Origin of the sequence: Paludibacterium yongneupense DSM 18731 (assembly GCF_000422925.1) — a bacterium.
GTDB lineage: Bacteria > Pseudomonadota > Gammaproteobacteria > Burkholderiales > Chromobacteriaceae > Paludibacterium > Paludibacterium yongneupense.
The window spans coordinates 16,675-30,826 of the sequence record NZ_AUGZ01000028.1 but is presented as its reverse complement, the minus strand read 5'-3'; the positions used below and the strand labels follow the sequence as shown (position 1 = coordinate 30,826).

The following is a 14,152-nucleotide window of genomic DNA, read 5'->3' as shown; positions in this document are numbered from 1 at the left end:
CGCGTCTCGCGGGGTCGGTCCGCGCTTACTTGCCGTAAACGTCGAAATCGAAGTATTTCTTTTCGAGTTTCTTGTAGGTGCCATCCTTGATGATGGAGGCGATGGCCTTGTCGATATCGGCCTTCAGCGCAACATCTTCCTTGCGCAGACCAATGCCGGCGCCCTCGCCCAGCGTCTTCTTGTCGACTACGTTCTTGCCGGCGAAGTCGAAACCCTTGCCTTCCGGCTTCTTGAGGAAGCCTTCGGACGCTTCCACGGCGTCCTGCAGGGTCGCATCGAGGCGCCCGGCCACGAGGTCAGCCTGAACCTGGTTCTGATCCTTGTAAGGAACGATATCTACGCCTTTGGGCGCCCAGTAGGTCTTGGCATAGGTTTCCTGGATGGTGCCCTGCTCCACGCCCACGCGCTTGCCCTTCAGCGAGGCAGCGGTCGGCAACAGGCCGGAATGGGCCTTGGCGACCATGCGGGTCGGAGTATTGAACAGCTTGGAAGAGAAGCTGATTTCTTTCATGCGCTGTTCGGTCATCGACATCGAAGACAGGATGCCATCGAATTTTTTGGCCTTCAGCGCCGGAATCATGCCGTCAAAGTCGTTTTCGACCCATTTGCAGTCTGCATGCAGACGCTTACAGATCTCGTTGCCAAGGTCGATGTCGAAGCCGACCAGTTCGCCGCTGGTGGCCTTGGATTCGAAGGGGGCGTAGGACGCATCGACGCCAAAGCGGATTTCCTTCGCCGAAACGCTCAGCGAGGCAGCCAGCATTACCACGGACAGCGCTGCAATTGTTTTTTTCATCCAACCTCTCCTAGTAGGTAAACTCAATGACGGGATTGCCGCCGCACATCAACTTCAATGCCATCAAACGAAGCGGAGGCTGCCTGTGCAGCCCCCTGTCATCCGCTTTCGGATTGCGCCACGCCGCGATTCGGTACCGACAGAAGCGCTCCGGCACATAAAGCCCAAAGCAAACAATGTGCCATTGTACCCAAAACCTGCGTTCTCGTGGGCAATTGTGCCAATTTATGTCGCAATCATGGAAGTCCGTGCAAAAGTCCAACGCATGTGTGCAACAAAATCCAAACCTGCGGGAATAGTGCGAAGTTTAACAGACTCCACGCACCATGTTGGGCTTTTGCCCTCGCACGTAGCGCACGCGCGACAGGCGCTCGCCACGATGCAGGTGCCGGCACTCGTGACCCGGGAACGCTCATGCTACTATAAGCCTCTTTTTGACTAGACATGCGACCCGGTGCCGAAGGCACGCGCCCATCGGCTGCGCTGCCGGCACGGGGTCGAAAACGGACACCATGACACTCAAGCTGACTCTGAGCGCACTGCTCTCCCTGACCTTGTTGCTACCCGCGGCCGGGGCCCTGGCCGACACCGAAGACACCCCGCTGCCCGGTGATGTCCAGGTTGCCGCCCCGTCGGCCAAACCCCATCACGCCGCCGTCCGCCACAGCACGACGACGACGGGCACGCAGCAGACACACAAGAAAGCCCGTCACGGCGCCCATCGAAAACATGGCGCCAAGGCGCACGCCATCGCCCACGGCAAAACGCCGGCGCAAGCGACGCGCAGCGTCCGGGTCAAGGGCAGCCGAAATGCCAGCGTGAATGTCCCGGCCAAACCGGCCGTCCACCGCGCCGCCAAGCCGCATGCCAAATCGACGGCCAAGCATCATCGCCGTGTGCATCATGGCAAGCGCGTTCATCGGCACACGCACAAGGCCCATGCCCGCCACGCACCAAAAAAGAGCGCGGCACGCTAAGCCTGCCGCCCTTTTCCCTGCCCGCGACGCCATCGCTGCCGCGGGCAGCCCGTCCCTTCTCTGCCCTTCCCCCTTTCCCGGTGTAGACTGTACGGCAGGCGCCCGCGGCCAGGGCGCAACCGCAGCCTGCCCTGCCCTTGAATGCCGCCTGCGCAAACCCGGACAAACCCGCCATGTCACTTACTCTATTGTTGGCCCAGTACGGCTATCTGGCGGTTCTGATCGGATGCATGCTGGAAGGGGAAACACTGCTGCTGCTGGCCGGTTTCGCCGCGCATCGCGGCTACCTGTCGTTTCCGTTGGTCATCGCGCTGGCTTTCATCGGCGGAACGCTTGGCGACCAGTTTTTTTTCTTCATCGGCCGTCGCTATGGCCCCCCGCTGCTATCGCGCTTTCCGCGCCTCGCAACGCGTGCCGAACGCGCCAAGAAACTGATAGAGCGTTACCACAGCGGGTTGATCGTCGCCGTGCGCTTCATGTACGGCCTGCGGATAGCCGGACCGCTGGCCATAGGCATGAGCGGGGTCAGTGCCTGGCGTTTTGTCGCTTTCAACATGCTGGGCGCCGCCATATGGGCGCCACTGATAGGTGGCATCGGATTCGTGTTCGGAGAGACCCTGCAGTGGTTGCTGCATGACATCAAACACTTCGAACTGGCCGGACTGGGGGGGCTCGTCGTGGCCGCGGCGCTGCTGCGTCTCGTCCATTATCTGCGCGCGCGTCGTCGTTCAGATCAGCGCCATTGAGCGATTGCGCCGGAACCAGTGCTCGCTCAGCGCTTCGGCAAAAGCCAGCGCGAGGCGCCGGGAGACGGGGTCCTGTTCGCAGCGCCATTCGGGGTGCCATTGCACGGCAAGATTAAAAGCGGTGCCGCCGGCAAATGAAAAGGCCTCGATCAGGCCGTCGGGTGCCCGCGCCTCGACCCGCAGCCCGTCTGCCAGCGCCTGCACGCCTTGCCCGTGCACCGAATTGACCGTGATCTCATCGCAGCCGAGCCAGCGCTGCAGACTACCATCGCGCTCCAACGTGACGGTGTGCCTGGGCGCATAACGCTCCTGCGGGGTGCGCGCGAACTCGGAACGATGATCGAAAAAACCGTCGACTTCGTGCACCGCCTGATGCAAGCTGCCACCCAGCGCGACATTGACTTCCTGCGCGCCGCGACAGATGGCAAACAGTGGCATGCCGGCGGCAATGGCACGCGGCACCAGCGGCAAGGTCCAGGCATCGCGCTCGCGATCTTGCGGCAAAGAGGGATCGAGTACGCTTTCGCCATAGCAGGAAGGATGCACATTCGAGGCAGACCCTGTCAGCAGCACGCCATCCACCGTCGCCAGCAAAAGATCGAGCTCCTCGGGCAGGGCCCCGGGAACCAGAAGGGGGATGCCGCCCGCCAGACGGACGAAATCGGTGTAGCGACGATAACTGACATGGGCAGCGACATCGCCGACCTCACGGTGGCAAGTGCTGATCAGAACAAGGGGACGCGGTACGCCATCGGCGACCGGCCTGCTACGCAGTGCATCCATACCGTATTCTCGCTCCCCGGCACCGCGTGGGCGCCGGGGTTGAACCGTTCAACGAAACTCGACCGTAGAATAATCCTGGCGGCCGAATGGATTGACCGTATAACCGACGACATTCTTGCGCGCCAGGGCGAACGTCGTCGGATGGACCAGTGGCAGCCATACCGCCTGCGAACTGATGATGTTCTGGGCCGCCGCATACAAACGGGTACGCGCGGCCATATCGCTGGTCCGCAGCCCGTCCGCGATCAGCTTGTCGAGGCGCGCATCGCAGTAGCGGGCGAAATTGGTGCCCGACTTGACCGCCGCGCACGAAAACTGTGGCGTGAGGAAATTGTCCGGGTCGCCGTTATCGCCGGACCAGGCCATGAACAGCATATCGTGCTCGCCGGCCTTGCCGCGCCGGATCAGCTCACCCCATTCGACCACCTTGATCTCGGCCTTGATGCCGATGCGGGCGAGATCGGCCTGCAGCAATTCGGCACCGACCTTGGGATTGGGGTTGCTGCTGCTGCCCGTCGGACGCACCCATAAAGTCGTGGAGAAACCGTCCGGATAGCCGGCCTGCGCCAACAGCTTCTTCGCGCGCGCAATGTCATGCGGATAGGGCTTGATCGTGCGGTCGTAACCCCATGTCGTCGGCGGGTAGGGCAACGTCGCCGGCTGCGCGAGGCCACCGAACACCGCTTTCACATAGGCCGCACGATCGAAGGCGAGATTGATCGCCTGCCGTACGCGTGGATTGTCGAACGGTTTCTTCTGGCTGTTGAAGGCGACAAAGGCCGTCTGGAATGCCGCCGTCTGCAAGCGTTGCAGATTGGGATCGGACTGCGCGGACTGAACATCCTGCGGCGTCGGCGCCAGGGCGATCTGGCACTCGCCCGCCTTGAGCTTTTGTACCCGCACCGACGGATCGGGGGTAACGACATAAATCAGCTGGCTGACCTTGGGGACGTGGCCGAAGTACAGCCCGTTCACGGTATAGCGGATCACGCTGTCTTTCTGGAAACTTTTGAACACGAAGGGCCCGGTGCCGATCGGCTTGAAGTTGAGGTCACCGGTCCTCCCTGCCGCCAGCAGCTTGCCTGCATACTCCGCGGAATAGATCGAAGCGAACCCCATGCTCAATTTGGCAACAAAGGTCGAATCCGGATAGTTGAGGTCAAAGCGGACGGTCCGGTCGTCGACCTTGACCACGGCTTTGATCAACTTGGGCAACTGCAGCGATTGTGCGTGCGGGTAGCCATTGGGCGAAGACTTGTACCAGGGGTGAGTCGGGTCGAGCATGCGCTGGAAAGTGAACACGACATCGTCGGCGGCAAAATGCCGGCTAGGGGCGAAGTAGTCGGTGTGATGAAAAGCGACACCGGCGCGCAAATGGAAGGTGTAGGACAGCCCGTCCGGGGCGGCGCTCCAGCTCGTGGCCAGGCTGGGGACCAGTTTATGAGTGCGTGCATCGTACTCGACCAGGCGGTTCATCAACGGATCGGCCGATGCATTGGTCGTAACCAGCGAGTTGTACTGCACCACATCGAAACCCTCGGGGTTCGCGTCGGTGCAGACACTCAGGGGCTTGGCGGCGAAAGCCAGCGGCGACAACAGGGCCAGCGACAAGACGGCCAGACGAAAGCGCATTCCATTCTCCTTCCGGACTCCGCATTCAGTGGCGCGGACCCGACTTATGATCGTGAAAGAATAACAGCTGCCGAAAAGAAACCGAACGAAAAATTTTCACTAAGGATAGATGCCACCGTTCTTACCCAAGGTTCGCGTTCGCCATCGGAGCCAGGGATGGCAGCGTGCGTTCCTGCGCTCCGAACAAAGCGACGAGCGCATCGATGAACAAGCGGGTTCGCGCGGGCAGGAAGCGACGGCAGGGAAAGACGGCGTAGACATCGGCCTGCTCACCGCTGATGCCAGGCAGAAGCTCGACCAGCCGGCCGGCGACGATATCGGCAGCCACATCCCATATCGATTTGAACGCCACCCCCCGCCCTTGCAGCGCCCAGTCGTGGATCTGCTCGCCATTGTCGCTGCACAAGCGCCCCGCAACACGGACATCGCGAGGACCGTGTCCGCCGTCGATGCGCCATGTCTGCGTCTGCGCTCCGGCCGCGTGCAGCAACAGGCACGAGTGCTCCTTGAGATCGGACGGCACCACCGGGCAACCGCATCGCGCCAGGTATTCCGGCGATGCACACACGATGCGGCGGTTGCCAGCCAGGCGCCGCGAGACCAACCTAGAGTCGTCGGCAGCGCCAATGCGAATCGCCAGATCGAAGCCGCCCTCGAGCAGGTCCGCCACGTTGTCGTCCAGGCTCAGACTGGCATCGACGCGCGGGTGCGTATCGCAGAAACGCGCCAATTCGGGACCTACCCAACGCCGCCCGAGCGCGTTGGGCGCCGTCACCCGCAGCAAGCCGCTCGCCTCGCTCCCGCTGGCCATATCGGCGGCGGCTTGTGCGACATCCTCCAGAATAGCCTGCGCATGCGATAGATAGCGCCGCCCTTCTTCGGTCAAAACCAGGCGGCGCGAACTGCGCTGAATCAGCCGCACCCCAAGTGCAGTCTCGAGCCGACTCAGCCGCTTGCTGGCCACCGCCGGTGAAAACCCAAGTTCACGCCCCGCGGCGGATAGACTCCCCCAGCGCATGGCGCGCACAAACAAACGCATATCCGACAGTTCCAGCATCGCATCTTCAATTTTTTGGAAAAGATGGTTGTAGAATTTAGTCAATTATCGTCACCAAGTAAACGACAGATAATCGCTTCACATTCAAACCGTGGAGAACACCATGAAATTCGCCCGTATCGCCCCTGTTCCGGCCTGGATAGTGTCCGGGCTCATCCTGACCGTGTACGCCCTCCCGTCCCTGGCGGCGGCGGACGATGCACCGCGTCCCGAGCACATCGTTGTCGATGCCAGTCTGCCAGCGGCCCAACGCGATCGACAAATCGACGCGGCGCTACGCTACTATCGCTTCTGGAACAAGGGCGATGCGAGCGACGCGCTTGCCGCGCTCGCGCCCGATTTCATCGACACCAATCTGCCTGCGGGGCGCGCGCAAGGTCCAGGCGGCCCGCTGCAAGCCGCCGCCGTATTCCGACGCGCGGTGCCCGATCTGCGACTGAAAGTCGAAGAAATGATTGTCGCCGGTGACAGGGTGGTTGGTCGCTTACACTTCAGCGGCCACTTCAGCGGTCGCTTCGGACAGCGGCAAGGCGACGGGCGCGCGATCGATTTCCGCGCAGTCGATATCTATACGATCAAGTCTGGGCGCATCGCCGAAAACTGGCATCTGGAGGATAATCTGAGCCTGTTGCGCCAGTTGGGGGTCGTCGCGGACTGAAGCGCGGGACGACAGGCGGCGGAATGGCCCGACACCGGGCGCCCGCGCGCCATCCGGCCGCCGCACATCTGATGACGCCTCGATCGCTTCACACAGGGTTTCGGGCAAAACCGCCCGGTCAGGGGCTATAAATCAAACGAGTAGTGCATCACGGCAACAGCGCCCGGCGCCGCAACCGTCAATGTCAATCATGCCGGCGCAAGAGCGACGCGAGGAGATTGCAATGAGGTTTGATCGTCAACATGGCTTCCACTTCTCTCTTCCCGCGCTGCTCTGTGCCCTGCCCCTTGTCTTGTCGACGGCTTTCGTACACGCCCGCGACTGCATCGGTGTCGTCCCGGCCGGTGGCGGGGCCCGCTTCTGGTCCGAAGTGCAGGCGGGCGCGAGGCAGGCAGGCCAGGAGCTGGGCTTCGATATCTACTTTCGCGGCCCGAAAGACGAAGAACAGCCGCAGCTGCAAGTGCGCATCATCGACGCCATCGTTTTACGCGGCTGCAAGGCGCTCGTCCTCGCGCCGATGGCGGCCTCGCTGGCCTCGACCGTCGAAAAACTGAAACGCAGAGGGATTCCCACCGTCTATATCGACCGCAACCCGGGTTCGGCGGCAGTGGCCGGCGTGGTCAGCACCGATAATTTCGCCGCCGGCATTGCCGCCGGCCAGCGCATGGCGCAGCTGCTGAACGGCAAGGGGCAGGTGCTGCTCTTTCGACTACGGCCCGGTGTCGTGTCGACAGAGCAGCGCGAGGCCGGCTTCATTCGTGGTGCGAGCCAGTCCGGTTTGACCGTGCGGGACGGCGGCTATCTCGGCTCGGATATCGGTATGGCGCGCCTGCGTGCCAGCGACGCGCTAAAGGCGGCGGCCGGCAAAATGAACGGGATATTTACCCCTAACGAGTCCACCAGCTCGGCGCTGCTGATGAGCTTGCGCGAAGCGGGGCTGGCCGGCAAGATTCCGCTGATCGGCTTCGATGCCAACGGCTTGCTTCTCTCTGCCGTCAGAAACGGCGAGATTCACACTCTGGTCTTGCAGCACCCGTTCACTATCGGCTATCGCGGCGTCGCCCTCGCCGTGCGCGCGCTCGCCGAACACGCTTTACCCGGCCAGACGATAGATACCGGCGTCACTTTTGTCGACAAGACCCACCCCCAGCCGGAGGCACGCTGAGAGATATCGTGACTCGCCGCCCCACGCGGCACTGTACGAAAGAGTAGATCCCGCCAGTGGATTTATGAAAATAACAACCTATAGTTATTTCAATTTCATAAATTTCCACTTATTAAATCCAAATGTCATTGGCATGCTCCGGTATGCCCTGCGATCAAAGGCTCGCCCTAATCGTACTGCTCCCATCCTTGCCGGATTTCGGCCCTTGGTATGACCTGAACCATCAAATCGCGCGGGAAATAAAAATGACTATCACAAAAAGGCTATTTCTAACTCTGTCCATTGCTCTATCCGGGATGCTTGCCGTCGGAGCGTATGGCATCTGGCAGCTGAAACAGGCCGAGTCGCGACTGAATTATATTCAACTCAATACCTTGCCCAGCCTGAAAACGATGAACGATTCGAAGCAGGCGCTGACCGATATGCGCGTGAACGCACTGAAGTACCTCCAGACAGCGGAGCCGTCCCAGAGAGAGATGGAGCTTGCCGCGATAGCCGATGCCGACAAGGCTTTCGATGCCGCCATGGATGGCTATCAAGCAAATCAGGTATCGAATGATGCCGACAGGCAATTGCTGGGTACCGATAAAAAGACAATGGCCGAGTACCGCGCAGCGCGTGACAAATCCATCGAACTGTCAAAAGCCGGCAAGACGCAAGAAGCGGTGGAGCAGCTTCTGGTTCAGGGACGCCAGTCTGCCGACAATGTATTCAAGGCGCTGAACGATCATTACAAGTTCAATACCGATCTGGCGGATGAGGTGGCGCAGGAAACAACCCAGCAATTCAAACAGGCCTTGCTTTTGTCGGCCATCATCATCGCCGTGGTCTTTGCGGTGGCGGGGCTGCTCGCCGCGCAGCTCTACCGCAGCATTCGAGGAGGACTGGAAGGCATTCAGAACACGCTGGAGCATGTCAGCGAGTCCAGGGATTTTACCGTCCGCGCCAAGGTTGCGTCCAATGACGAAATAGGCAGGACCGCCCAGGCTTTCAACGCGCTTCTGGAGGGGGTGCAGAAGAGTCTGCAAAGTCTTCTGCAGGGCGCCCAAGCTGTGGCAGCGTCTTCGCGGGAACTCTCCCAGACGGCGGGGGAAGTCTCTGCGACCTCTTCGGCACAGAGCGCTTCCGCCGCCAGCATGGCCGCGACCGTCGAAGAAATGACGGTAAGCGTCAATCATGTCGCCGATCAGGCACGCTCGACACATGACGGCGCAGCTGCAGCCGGCAAGCTCGTCGATGAGGGCTCCTATACCATTGGCCAGACGATCAAGGATATTCACGAAATATCATCCGTGGTCAAGATGTCGGCCATAAGCATTCATGAATTGGAAGCGGACAGTGGAAAGGTCCGCGCCATCATCGACGTCATTCGCGATATTGCCGACCAAACCAATCTGCTTGCGCTGAACGCCGCCATCGAGGCGGCCCGCGCGGGGGAAACGGGGCGCGGGTTTGCCGTCGTTGCAGACGAAGTGCGCAAACTGGCAGAGCGGACCGCCCGCTCGACCCAGGAGATATCGGCCACCATAGAAGCCATGGTCGTTAAAGCGCAGCAGGCAACCACACAGATGAAATCGGCCGAACAACGGGTCGAAACCGGCGTCGCGCGCGCCGACGATGCCGACCAGGCCATCCGGCGTATCGGAATCAACGTCGCGGATGCCGTTCTGGGCATCAGCGAAATTACGGCCGCCATTCGCGAGCAAGGCGTTGCCAGTAATAATATTGCATCCCAAGTCGAGCATACCGCCCAGATGTCGGAGCAGTCGAGTGCGGCCGCCCAGCAGACTGCACAGAGTGCCACACACCTGGATAGGCTTGCGCGCGGCCAAATCGAAACGCTCGGACTTTACCGGGTATGAGGCGAAACGACTTCCGTGTTGCGCAAGCGCGATCCCCGTCACGCCCCATTGGGAGGCAGAACAAACGGGGCGGGTTGTTCCCGGGCACCCGGCTGCTCGAGTCCTATGAGCGCAGAACGTCTGCCACACGCGATTGCAAGGCGGGGACGACCTCCTCTGAAAACCATGGATTCGCCTTCAGCCAGATGTTGTTGCGTGGACTAGGGTGAGGCAGGGGCAATACCGAGGGGTAATAGCGGCGCCAGTCACGAACCGTCCCGGTCAGGCTTGCCGCGGCACACTGCGGCAGATGCCAAGCGACGGCATAGTGTCCAATCAACAGCATCAGTTCAATGTGCGGCATCGCCGACAACAGCGGGGTGCGCCACAGCGGCGCGCATTCTTTGCGCGGCGGCAAGTCTCCCGACTTGCCCGTGCCTGGGTAGCAAAACCCCATCGGTAATATGGCCACCCGCGTGGCGTCATAAAAGACCTCCGGGCTTACCCCCATCCAGGCCCTTAACCGTTCGCCACTGGCATCATCAAAAGGAATCCCGCTCGCGTGAACCTTGCGTCCAGGCGCCTGGCCCGCCACCAGGATGCGAGCCTTCGCGTCGGCTTGCAACACCGGACGCACGCCGTCGACCAGATGCGCAGCGCATGCATTGCATCGCCCTACTTCTGTCAACAACGAGGGGAGATCGAACGGTGTCTGAATGATTGAATTCGGGCTCAAGGTGCCGGGGGTTTCCTTAGTCGGTTGGGGGCAGTCTTATCCGCTGTCGATATCGTGCGGCGCTGCATCGCCGCACCATGGCGAGTCCATGAGCGAGACGCGGGCACTCGCTACCTGGCTGCCGGTAGCGTGACAAGCCCTACTCTGGCTGCAACGCGCCATCCTTTACGACCCAATGGACGTTCCAGTAGCGTGACCATTTTTTTGCCAGCCTGAAAAATGTTCCGTCGCGCTTGATTGAATCGAGGGCGACCTGCCAGTTATGGACGATGTCCGGCGGGGTGGACTTGGAAAAACCGATATACAGATCGGTCTCAAAAAGTTCGAATACGGGTTTCAGCTCGACCGGGTTGAACCCTTCCGCCCGCGCTTTGATCGGGAAGTCGAGGTTGGTGTCCGCCAGTGCGTCCATCCGCCCCGCCTGCACTTTATGGTACAGCACCCCCCAGGATGTCGATACATTCAGGTTGGTAAAATGCTGGCTTTCCAGGAACTGCGTTTTTGAATCATCGGCCATGACGGCAATTCCGTTCAGTTTTCGAGCATCATCGAGGGTGTTGATGGCCCGTTTGCTATCGCGTCTGACGTAGAGCAAAGACTTGCTGAAGGACAGCGGACCGACCCATTGAAATTGCAGCTCTCTGAGCGGTGTTCTGGCCATGGAAAACAGTACGACATTGGGTTCGGTCGACAAGAGTTTATAGCTGCGGGGCCAGGGAATTATTTTGATGACGCCTCGATCTTTGGTGCGCGCCATGATTTCGCGGACGATATCGACCGAGAACCCACGGACATCCTCGGCGCTGGCGTAGCTGACGTCTTTGACCGTAGTGAAATTCAAGGGCGGCTCGTGTACCGTGTAGACGGAAAGAGTCGCGGCAAAAGCGGACGAGAACACAAAGCAAAAGAATGGGACTATCCTGGCAAGGCATGGCATGTTAAGCACCCCATCTGTAGCGGAATAGTACTGTCGTGCACAGCACTGCGCGTGCGCTGGTACAACGAGCGCACTACGGATATGAGATATGTCTTAGTGTTTATTAATATCCAGTGCTTATTTATAGTGTATTTCTCGACACTCGCCCCTACCTGTTCCCGCAACGAGGCTGCTCGCCGATCGGCAAGCAGCCCCCTCCTCCGTAGTGAGCGGCCAATCCGGAATCCGATCTGTTTTGGCCGCTTCGCGAAAACTACCGCTCTTTGCAATAGCGCTTGTGTTCGGGCGGCGTTATAAGCATAATGACGCCCTCGCCGGTGTAGCTCAGTTGGTAGAGCAGCTGACTTGTAATCAGAAGGTCGGGGGTTCGACTCCTCTCTCCGGCACCAGTATTGACGGCCCTTGCAGCGATGCAGGGGCCGTTTCGTTTTTCCGCAACCCGCTCGTTTCCGCAAATTGTCGCGTGCCTGTAACGTGGCGCGCGTTTTGGCACCGATTTGCACAATATCTGTCACCAAGTTAATGGTCCGGCAGGAGGCAAGCTTACAAGCTTATTGACACTGCTATGCATCTGTTCGTGTCGAAACCATCCATAGCCGTTGTCCTTTCTACGTCCATTGGTGTGTGGCACACTAACTTCTCTAGGCGACGCTAACGACAAGGGGCGATTCGATGAGTGCCACGGCAGGTGGGGGCATGGACGCGGGTAACGTCTCAGCGATCATTTCAGCCGCAGCGGGCATTAGCGGGGTTTTACTGGGTAACTCGTTCGTTGCTATAAAAGAGTTTGTGATCGGTTGGCGCCGGCGCAAAAAAGAGACTGAATATCTTGCAATCATTGTTGTCTCACACCTCGATAGGTTTGCGAACGGTTGTTCGGCGGTCGCCTATGATGATGGAACAGAGTACGGTCGCCCTGCTGGGCAAGGCGGGATATGCGTCTCAACAGTCGCTGCACCTGAATTCTTACCTCTTGATCTCGATGTCCAGTGGAAAGCGCTCCCCAAGGATCTGATGTATGCGATCCTTCTGTTGCCTGATCAGAGGGAGCAAATCCAAAATAAACTTGCCGCTCTTGGGGACCTCGACGATGACCCCCCGTACTACCCCGAGTATTTCTGGACTCGCCAACGTGATTATGCTGACTTGGGGCTTCAAGCATCCAATCTTGCCCAGCGTCTTCGGGAGCATGCAAAGATGCCTCCTGTTGAGCACAAGCCGGGGGAATGGAACAGGGACCAAGCGTTGACAGATGTGATCAAAACCCTTGATGAGCGGCGAGAAGCTTATGAACGTCGGCGTGCAGCTCATGTCGATTTCATGTCGTCGAGTGACCCTGCTTCATAACGGGTAGTCTCCGAAGTTTCTTCGTATATGTGTGGTGCTCCTTACTGGCATATCTCGCCAATACAATCAAAACAGCCCACCGAGTGCCGCCGGCTCCCAGTTGGTGATCACCAGTTCCTTGCTGATTTCTGGCGTACCATGAGCGTTAGCAGTGCTGTACTTGATGTCCACGCCTTCCATCCAGAAGCCGTTGAACACCCGGCGGATGTCCGGGTGGTCGTTGATGCTGACCATAGCCTTGCCCTTGCATGTCCTCATGGACTGCGCCAGTTGCTCGTACTGCTCAAAGCCGAAGTCGATGCCATAGCCTTCCGTCTGCCAGTACGGCGGGTCGGCATAGAAGAAGGTATGCGCGCGGTCGTAGCGCTTCAGGCAATCTTGCCAAGACAGGTGCTCGATATAGGTCCCCGACAGGCGTAGATGCGCGGCACTCAGGTTCTCCTCAATCCGGCACAGGTTGATCGCCGGACCCGTGGTGGCCGTACCGAAGCTCTGCCCTTGGACCTTACCGCCGAAGGCATGCTGTTGCAGGTAATAAAAGCGCGCCGCACGCTGGATGTCGGTCAGCGTTTCCGGCCGGGTCATTTGCTGCCACTTGAACACCTGCCGGCTGGAGATCGCCCACTTGAACTGCCGGACGAACTCTTCCAGGTGGTTCTGCACCACACGGTACAAATTGGTCAGCTCGCCGTTCACGTCGTTCAGAACTTCGGTCTGGGCTGGTGCGTAGCGGAGGAAGTACAGGGCCGCGCCACCGCAGAACAGTTCGACATAGCACTCATGTGGCGGGAACAATGGCAGTAGCTTATCGGCCAGGCGGCGCTTTCCGCCTAGCCACGGGATGATTGGACTTGCATCCATCGTCTTCTCCATGTCGAGGCGCTCCAGGGCGCTCAGGTGTGAGGCTCTCGGCCTTCAAATGGTTCATGGCCCGGCAACGCGGGCACTTGATGATGAGTTCGAGATAGCGGCCGGAGGCCAGTTTGCGACCGCACTGGCCACAACGTATTTCAGCATTAAACATCTGCAAGCCTTATGTGGTGCCAATTATTCCGCTAGACTGACGGCGCTTTCAGCGCTGAAAGTGACAGTCTTGGGTTGGCTTGCAGGCTACGACTGCGGGTCAGCTGTCCGGGGGAGTGTTCGCGCACTCCCCCGGTCGCTGTCTCAACTAAGTATTTGCGGGATAGTCCTTCGGCTGCTGTGGCAATGCTGCCGTCGGGTCACCCGCAGCGGCCCTAACGATCGCTCGGCATGACTTGTCGTAGGCTTGCCAGTCTTCCGGGAAGGCGACTCCAGCTTTCCAGCAGCGCAGCGCGACCCGGTCGCAGGCATCGAGAAGAATCTGCGCCTGGGCCTGATAGGCCACCCAAGCCTTGGCCGTAGATTGCCCTGAGACTTCCGCATCCGTCGCCTCGCGGTCCCCTGGTTGGCAGTCGCCCTCGTAGAGCTGGCCTTGTGTGTTGATATACGTCAT

At 59.8% G+C, this 14,152-nt stretch carries 15 protein-coding genes and 1 tRNA gene; 7 read left to right on the top strand and 9 right to left on the bottom strand.

Annotation, left to right across the window (positions count from 1 at the left end; translation table 11 throughout):
• Positions 1-25: 25 nt before the first annotated feature.
• Positions 26-796 (bottom strand): ABC transporter substrate-binding protein, encoded by a 771-nt coding sequence (locus tag G520_RS0110535; protein ID WP_028535632.1) that lies wholly within the window; start codon positions 794-796, stop codon positions 26-28.
• 512 nt (positions 797-1,308) lie between these two features.
• On the opposite strand from G520_RS0110535, the gene G520_RS0110530 reads away from it, so the two are divergent.
• On the top strand, positions 1,309-1,773 hold the full coding sequence (locus tag G520_RS0110530; protein WP_028535631.1) for a hypothetical protein: 465 nt from the start codon (positions 1,309-1,311) through the stop codon (positions 1,771-1,773).
• 173 nt (positions 1,774-1,946) lie between these two features.
• On the top strand, positions 1,947-2,519 hold the full coding sequence (locus tag G520_RS0110525) for a DedA family protein (protein ID WP_028535630.1): 573 nt from the start codon (positions 1,947-1,949) through the stop codon (positions 2,517-2,519).
• Here the strand turns inward: G520_RS0110525 and G520_RS0110520 are convergent.
• The 3 genes from G520_RS0110520 to G520_RS22400 all read right to left on the bottom strand — a co-directional run bounded on the left by G520_RS0110520 (position 2,502) and on the right by G520_RS22400 (position 5,991).
• Positions 2,502-3,302, bottom strand: coding sequence for a gamma-glutamyl-gamma-aminobutyrate hydrolase family protein (locus G520_RS0110520; protein WP_051229316.1), 801 nt, complete (start codon positions 3,300-3,302; stop codon positions 2,502-2,504). The genes G520_RS0110525 and G520_RS0110520 overlap by 18 nt on opposite strands.
• Before the next feature lie 48 nt (positions 3,303-3,350).
• Entirely contained in the window at positions 3,351-4,934 is a 1,584-nt protein-coding gene (locus tag G520_RS0110515) for an ABC transporter substrate-binding protein (protein ID WP_028535628.1), read from the bottom strand.
• A 121-nt stretch (positions 4,935-5,055) separates the two neighbouring features.
• Positions 5,056-5,991 carry a LysR family transcriptional regulator gene (locus G520_RS22400; protein ID WP_051229315.1) on the bottom strand — a complete coding sequence of 312 codons (936 nt, stop codon included), beginning with the start codon at positions 5,989-5,991 and terminating at the stop codon, positions 5,056-5,058.
• Positions 5,992-6,094: 103 nt separating this feature from the next.
• On the opposite strand from G520_RS22400, the gene G520_RS0110505 reads away from it, so the two are divergent.
• The 3 genes from G520_RS0110505 (at position 6,095) to G520_RS0110495 (ending at position 9,676) form a co-directional block, all read left to right on the top strand.
• Entirely contained in the window at positions 6,095-6,649 is a 555-nt protein-coding gene (locus G520_RS0110505) for an ester cyclase (protein ID WP_051229314.1), read from the top strand.
• Between the two features lie 223 nt (positions 6,650-6,872).
• Positions 6,873-7,814, top strand: a complete 942-nt coding sequence (locus G520_RS0110500) for an ABC transporter substrate-binding protein (RefSeq protein ID WP_051229313.1) — start codon at positions 6,873-6,875, stop codon at positions 7,812-7,814.
• A 245-nt stretch (positions 7,815-8,059) separates the two neighbouring features.
• Entirely contained in the window at positions 8,060-9,676 is a 1,617-nt protein-coding gene (locus G520_RS0110495) for a methyl-accepting chemotaxis protein (RefSeq protein WP_169449831.1), read from the top strand.
• Positions 9,677-9,779: 103 nt separating this feature from the next.
• Here G520_RS0110495 and G520_RS0110490 read toward each other — a convergent pair whose 3' ends face one another.
• Positions 9,780-10,391 carry a uracil-DNA glycosylase family protein gene (locus G520_RS0110490; RefSeq protein ID WP_156876919.1) on the bottom strand — a complete coding sequence of 204 codons (612 nt, stop codon included), beginning with the start codon at positions 10,389-10,391 and terminating at the stop codon, positions 9,780-9,782.
• 139 nt (positions 10,392-10,530) lie between these two features.
• Positions 10,531-11,232, bottom strand: coding sequence for a substrate-binding periplasmic protein (locus tag G520_RS0110485; protein WP_028535623.1), 702 nt, complete (start codon positions 11,230-11,232; stop codon positions 10,531-10,533).
• A 409-nt stretch (positions 11,233-11,641) separates the two neighbouring features.
• Between G520_RS0110485 and G520_RS0110480 the strand changes: the two genes are divergently transcribed.
• Together G520_RS0110480 and G520_RS24425 are read left to right on the top strand one after the other, a co-directional pair.
• Positions 11,642-11,717: transfer RNA gene (locus G520_RS0110480), tRNA-Thr, on the top strand.
• A gap of 283 nt (positions 11,718-12,000) precedes the next feature.
• Positions 12,001-12,675: a hypothetical protein gene (locus tag G520_RS24425; RefSeq protein ID WP_211222804.1), complete on the top strand. Its 675-nt coding sequence runs from the start codon at positions 12,001-12,003 to the stop codon at positions 12,673-12,675.
• Between the two features lie 66 nt (positions 12,676-12,741).
• On the opposite strand, the gene G520_RS0110470 is transcribed toward G520_RS24425, so the two are convergent.
• The 3 genes from G520_RS0110470 to G520_RS0110465 all read right to left on the bottom strand — a co-directional run bounded on the left by G520_RS0110470 (position 12,742) and on the right by G520_RS0110465 (position 14,152).
• A complete protein-coding gene (locus G520_RS0110470; protein ID WP_028535621.1) occupies positions 12,742-13,536 on the bottom strand; it encodes a DNA adenine methylase in 795 nt (264 codons plus the stop codon).
• Positions 13,481-13,699: a Com family DNA-binding transcriptional regulator gene (locus G520_RS24420; RefSeq protein ID WP_084637572.1), complete on the bottom strand. Its 219-nt coding sequence runs from the start codon at positions 13,697-13,699 to the stop codon at positions 13,481-13,483. The genes G520_RS0110470 and G520_RS24420 overlap by 56 nt, the downstream gene beginning before the upstream one ends.
• A 147-nt stretch (positions 13,700-13,846) precedes the next feature.
• Entirely contained in the window at positions 13,847-14,152 is a 306-nt protein-coding gene (locus G520_RS0110465; protein WP_028535620.1) for a hypothetical protein, read from the bottom strand.

Coding starts and splice junctions, on each gene's coding strand:
- G520_RS0110525 (WP_028535630.1), top strand. CDS start 1,947: ATGTCACTTACTCTATTGTTGGCCCAGTACGGCTATCTGGCGGTTCTG.
- G520_RS0110515 (WP_028535628.1), bottom strand. CDS start 4,934: ATGCGCTTTCGTCTGGCCGTCTTGTCGCTGGCCCTGTTGTCGCCGCTG.
- G520_RS0110495 (WP_169449831.1), top strand. CDS start 8,060: ATGACTATCACAAAAAGGCTATTTCTAACTCTGTCCATTGCTCTATCC.
- G520_RS24420 (WP_084637572.1), bottom strand. CDS start 13,699: ATGTTTAATGCTGAAATACGTTGTGGCCAGTGCGGTCGCAAACTGGCC.
- G520_RS0110465 (WP_028535620.1), bottom strand. CDS start 14,152: ATGACGTATATCAACACACAAGGCCAGCTCTACGAGGGCGACTGCCAA.
- G520_RS0110535 (WP_028535632.1), bottom strand. CDS start 796: ATGAAAAAAACAATTGCAGCGCTGTCCGTGGTAATGCTGGCTGCCTCG.
- G520_RS22400 (WP_051229315.1), bottom strand. CDS start 5,991: ATGCTGGAACTGTCGGATATGCGTTTGTTTGTGCGCGCCATGCGCTGG.
- G520_RS0110470 (WP_028535621.1), bottom strand. CDS start 13,536: ATGGATGCAAGTCCAATCATCCCGTGGCTAGGCGGAAAGCGCCGCCTG.
- G520_RS0110520 (WP_051229316.1), bottom strand. CDS start 3,302: ATGGATGCACTGCGTAGCAGGCCGGTCGCCGATGGCGTACCGCGTCCC.
- G520_RS0110500 (WP_051229313.1), top strand. CDS start 6,873: ATGAGGTTTGATCGTCAACATGGCTTCCACTTCTCTCTTCCCGCGCTG.
- G520_RS0110530 (WP_028535631.1), top strand. CDS start 1,309: ATGACACTCAAGCTGACTCTGAGCGCACTGCTCTCCCTGACCTTGTTG.
- G520_RS24425 (WP_211222804.1), top strand. CDS start 12,001: ATGAGTGCCACGGCAGGTGGGGGCATGGACGCGGGTAACGTCTCAGCG.
- G520_RS0110505 (WP_051229314.1), top strand. CDS start 6,095: ATGAAATTCGCCCGTATCGCCCCTGTTCCGGCCTGGATAGTGTCCGGG.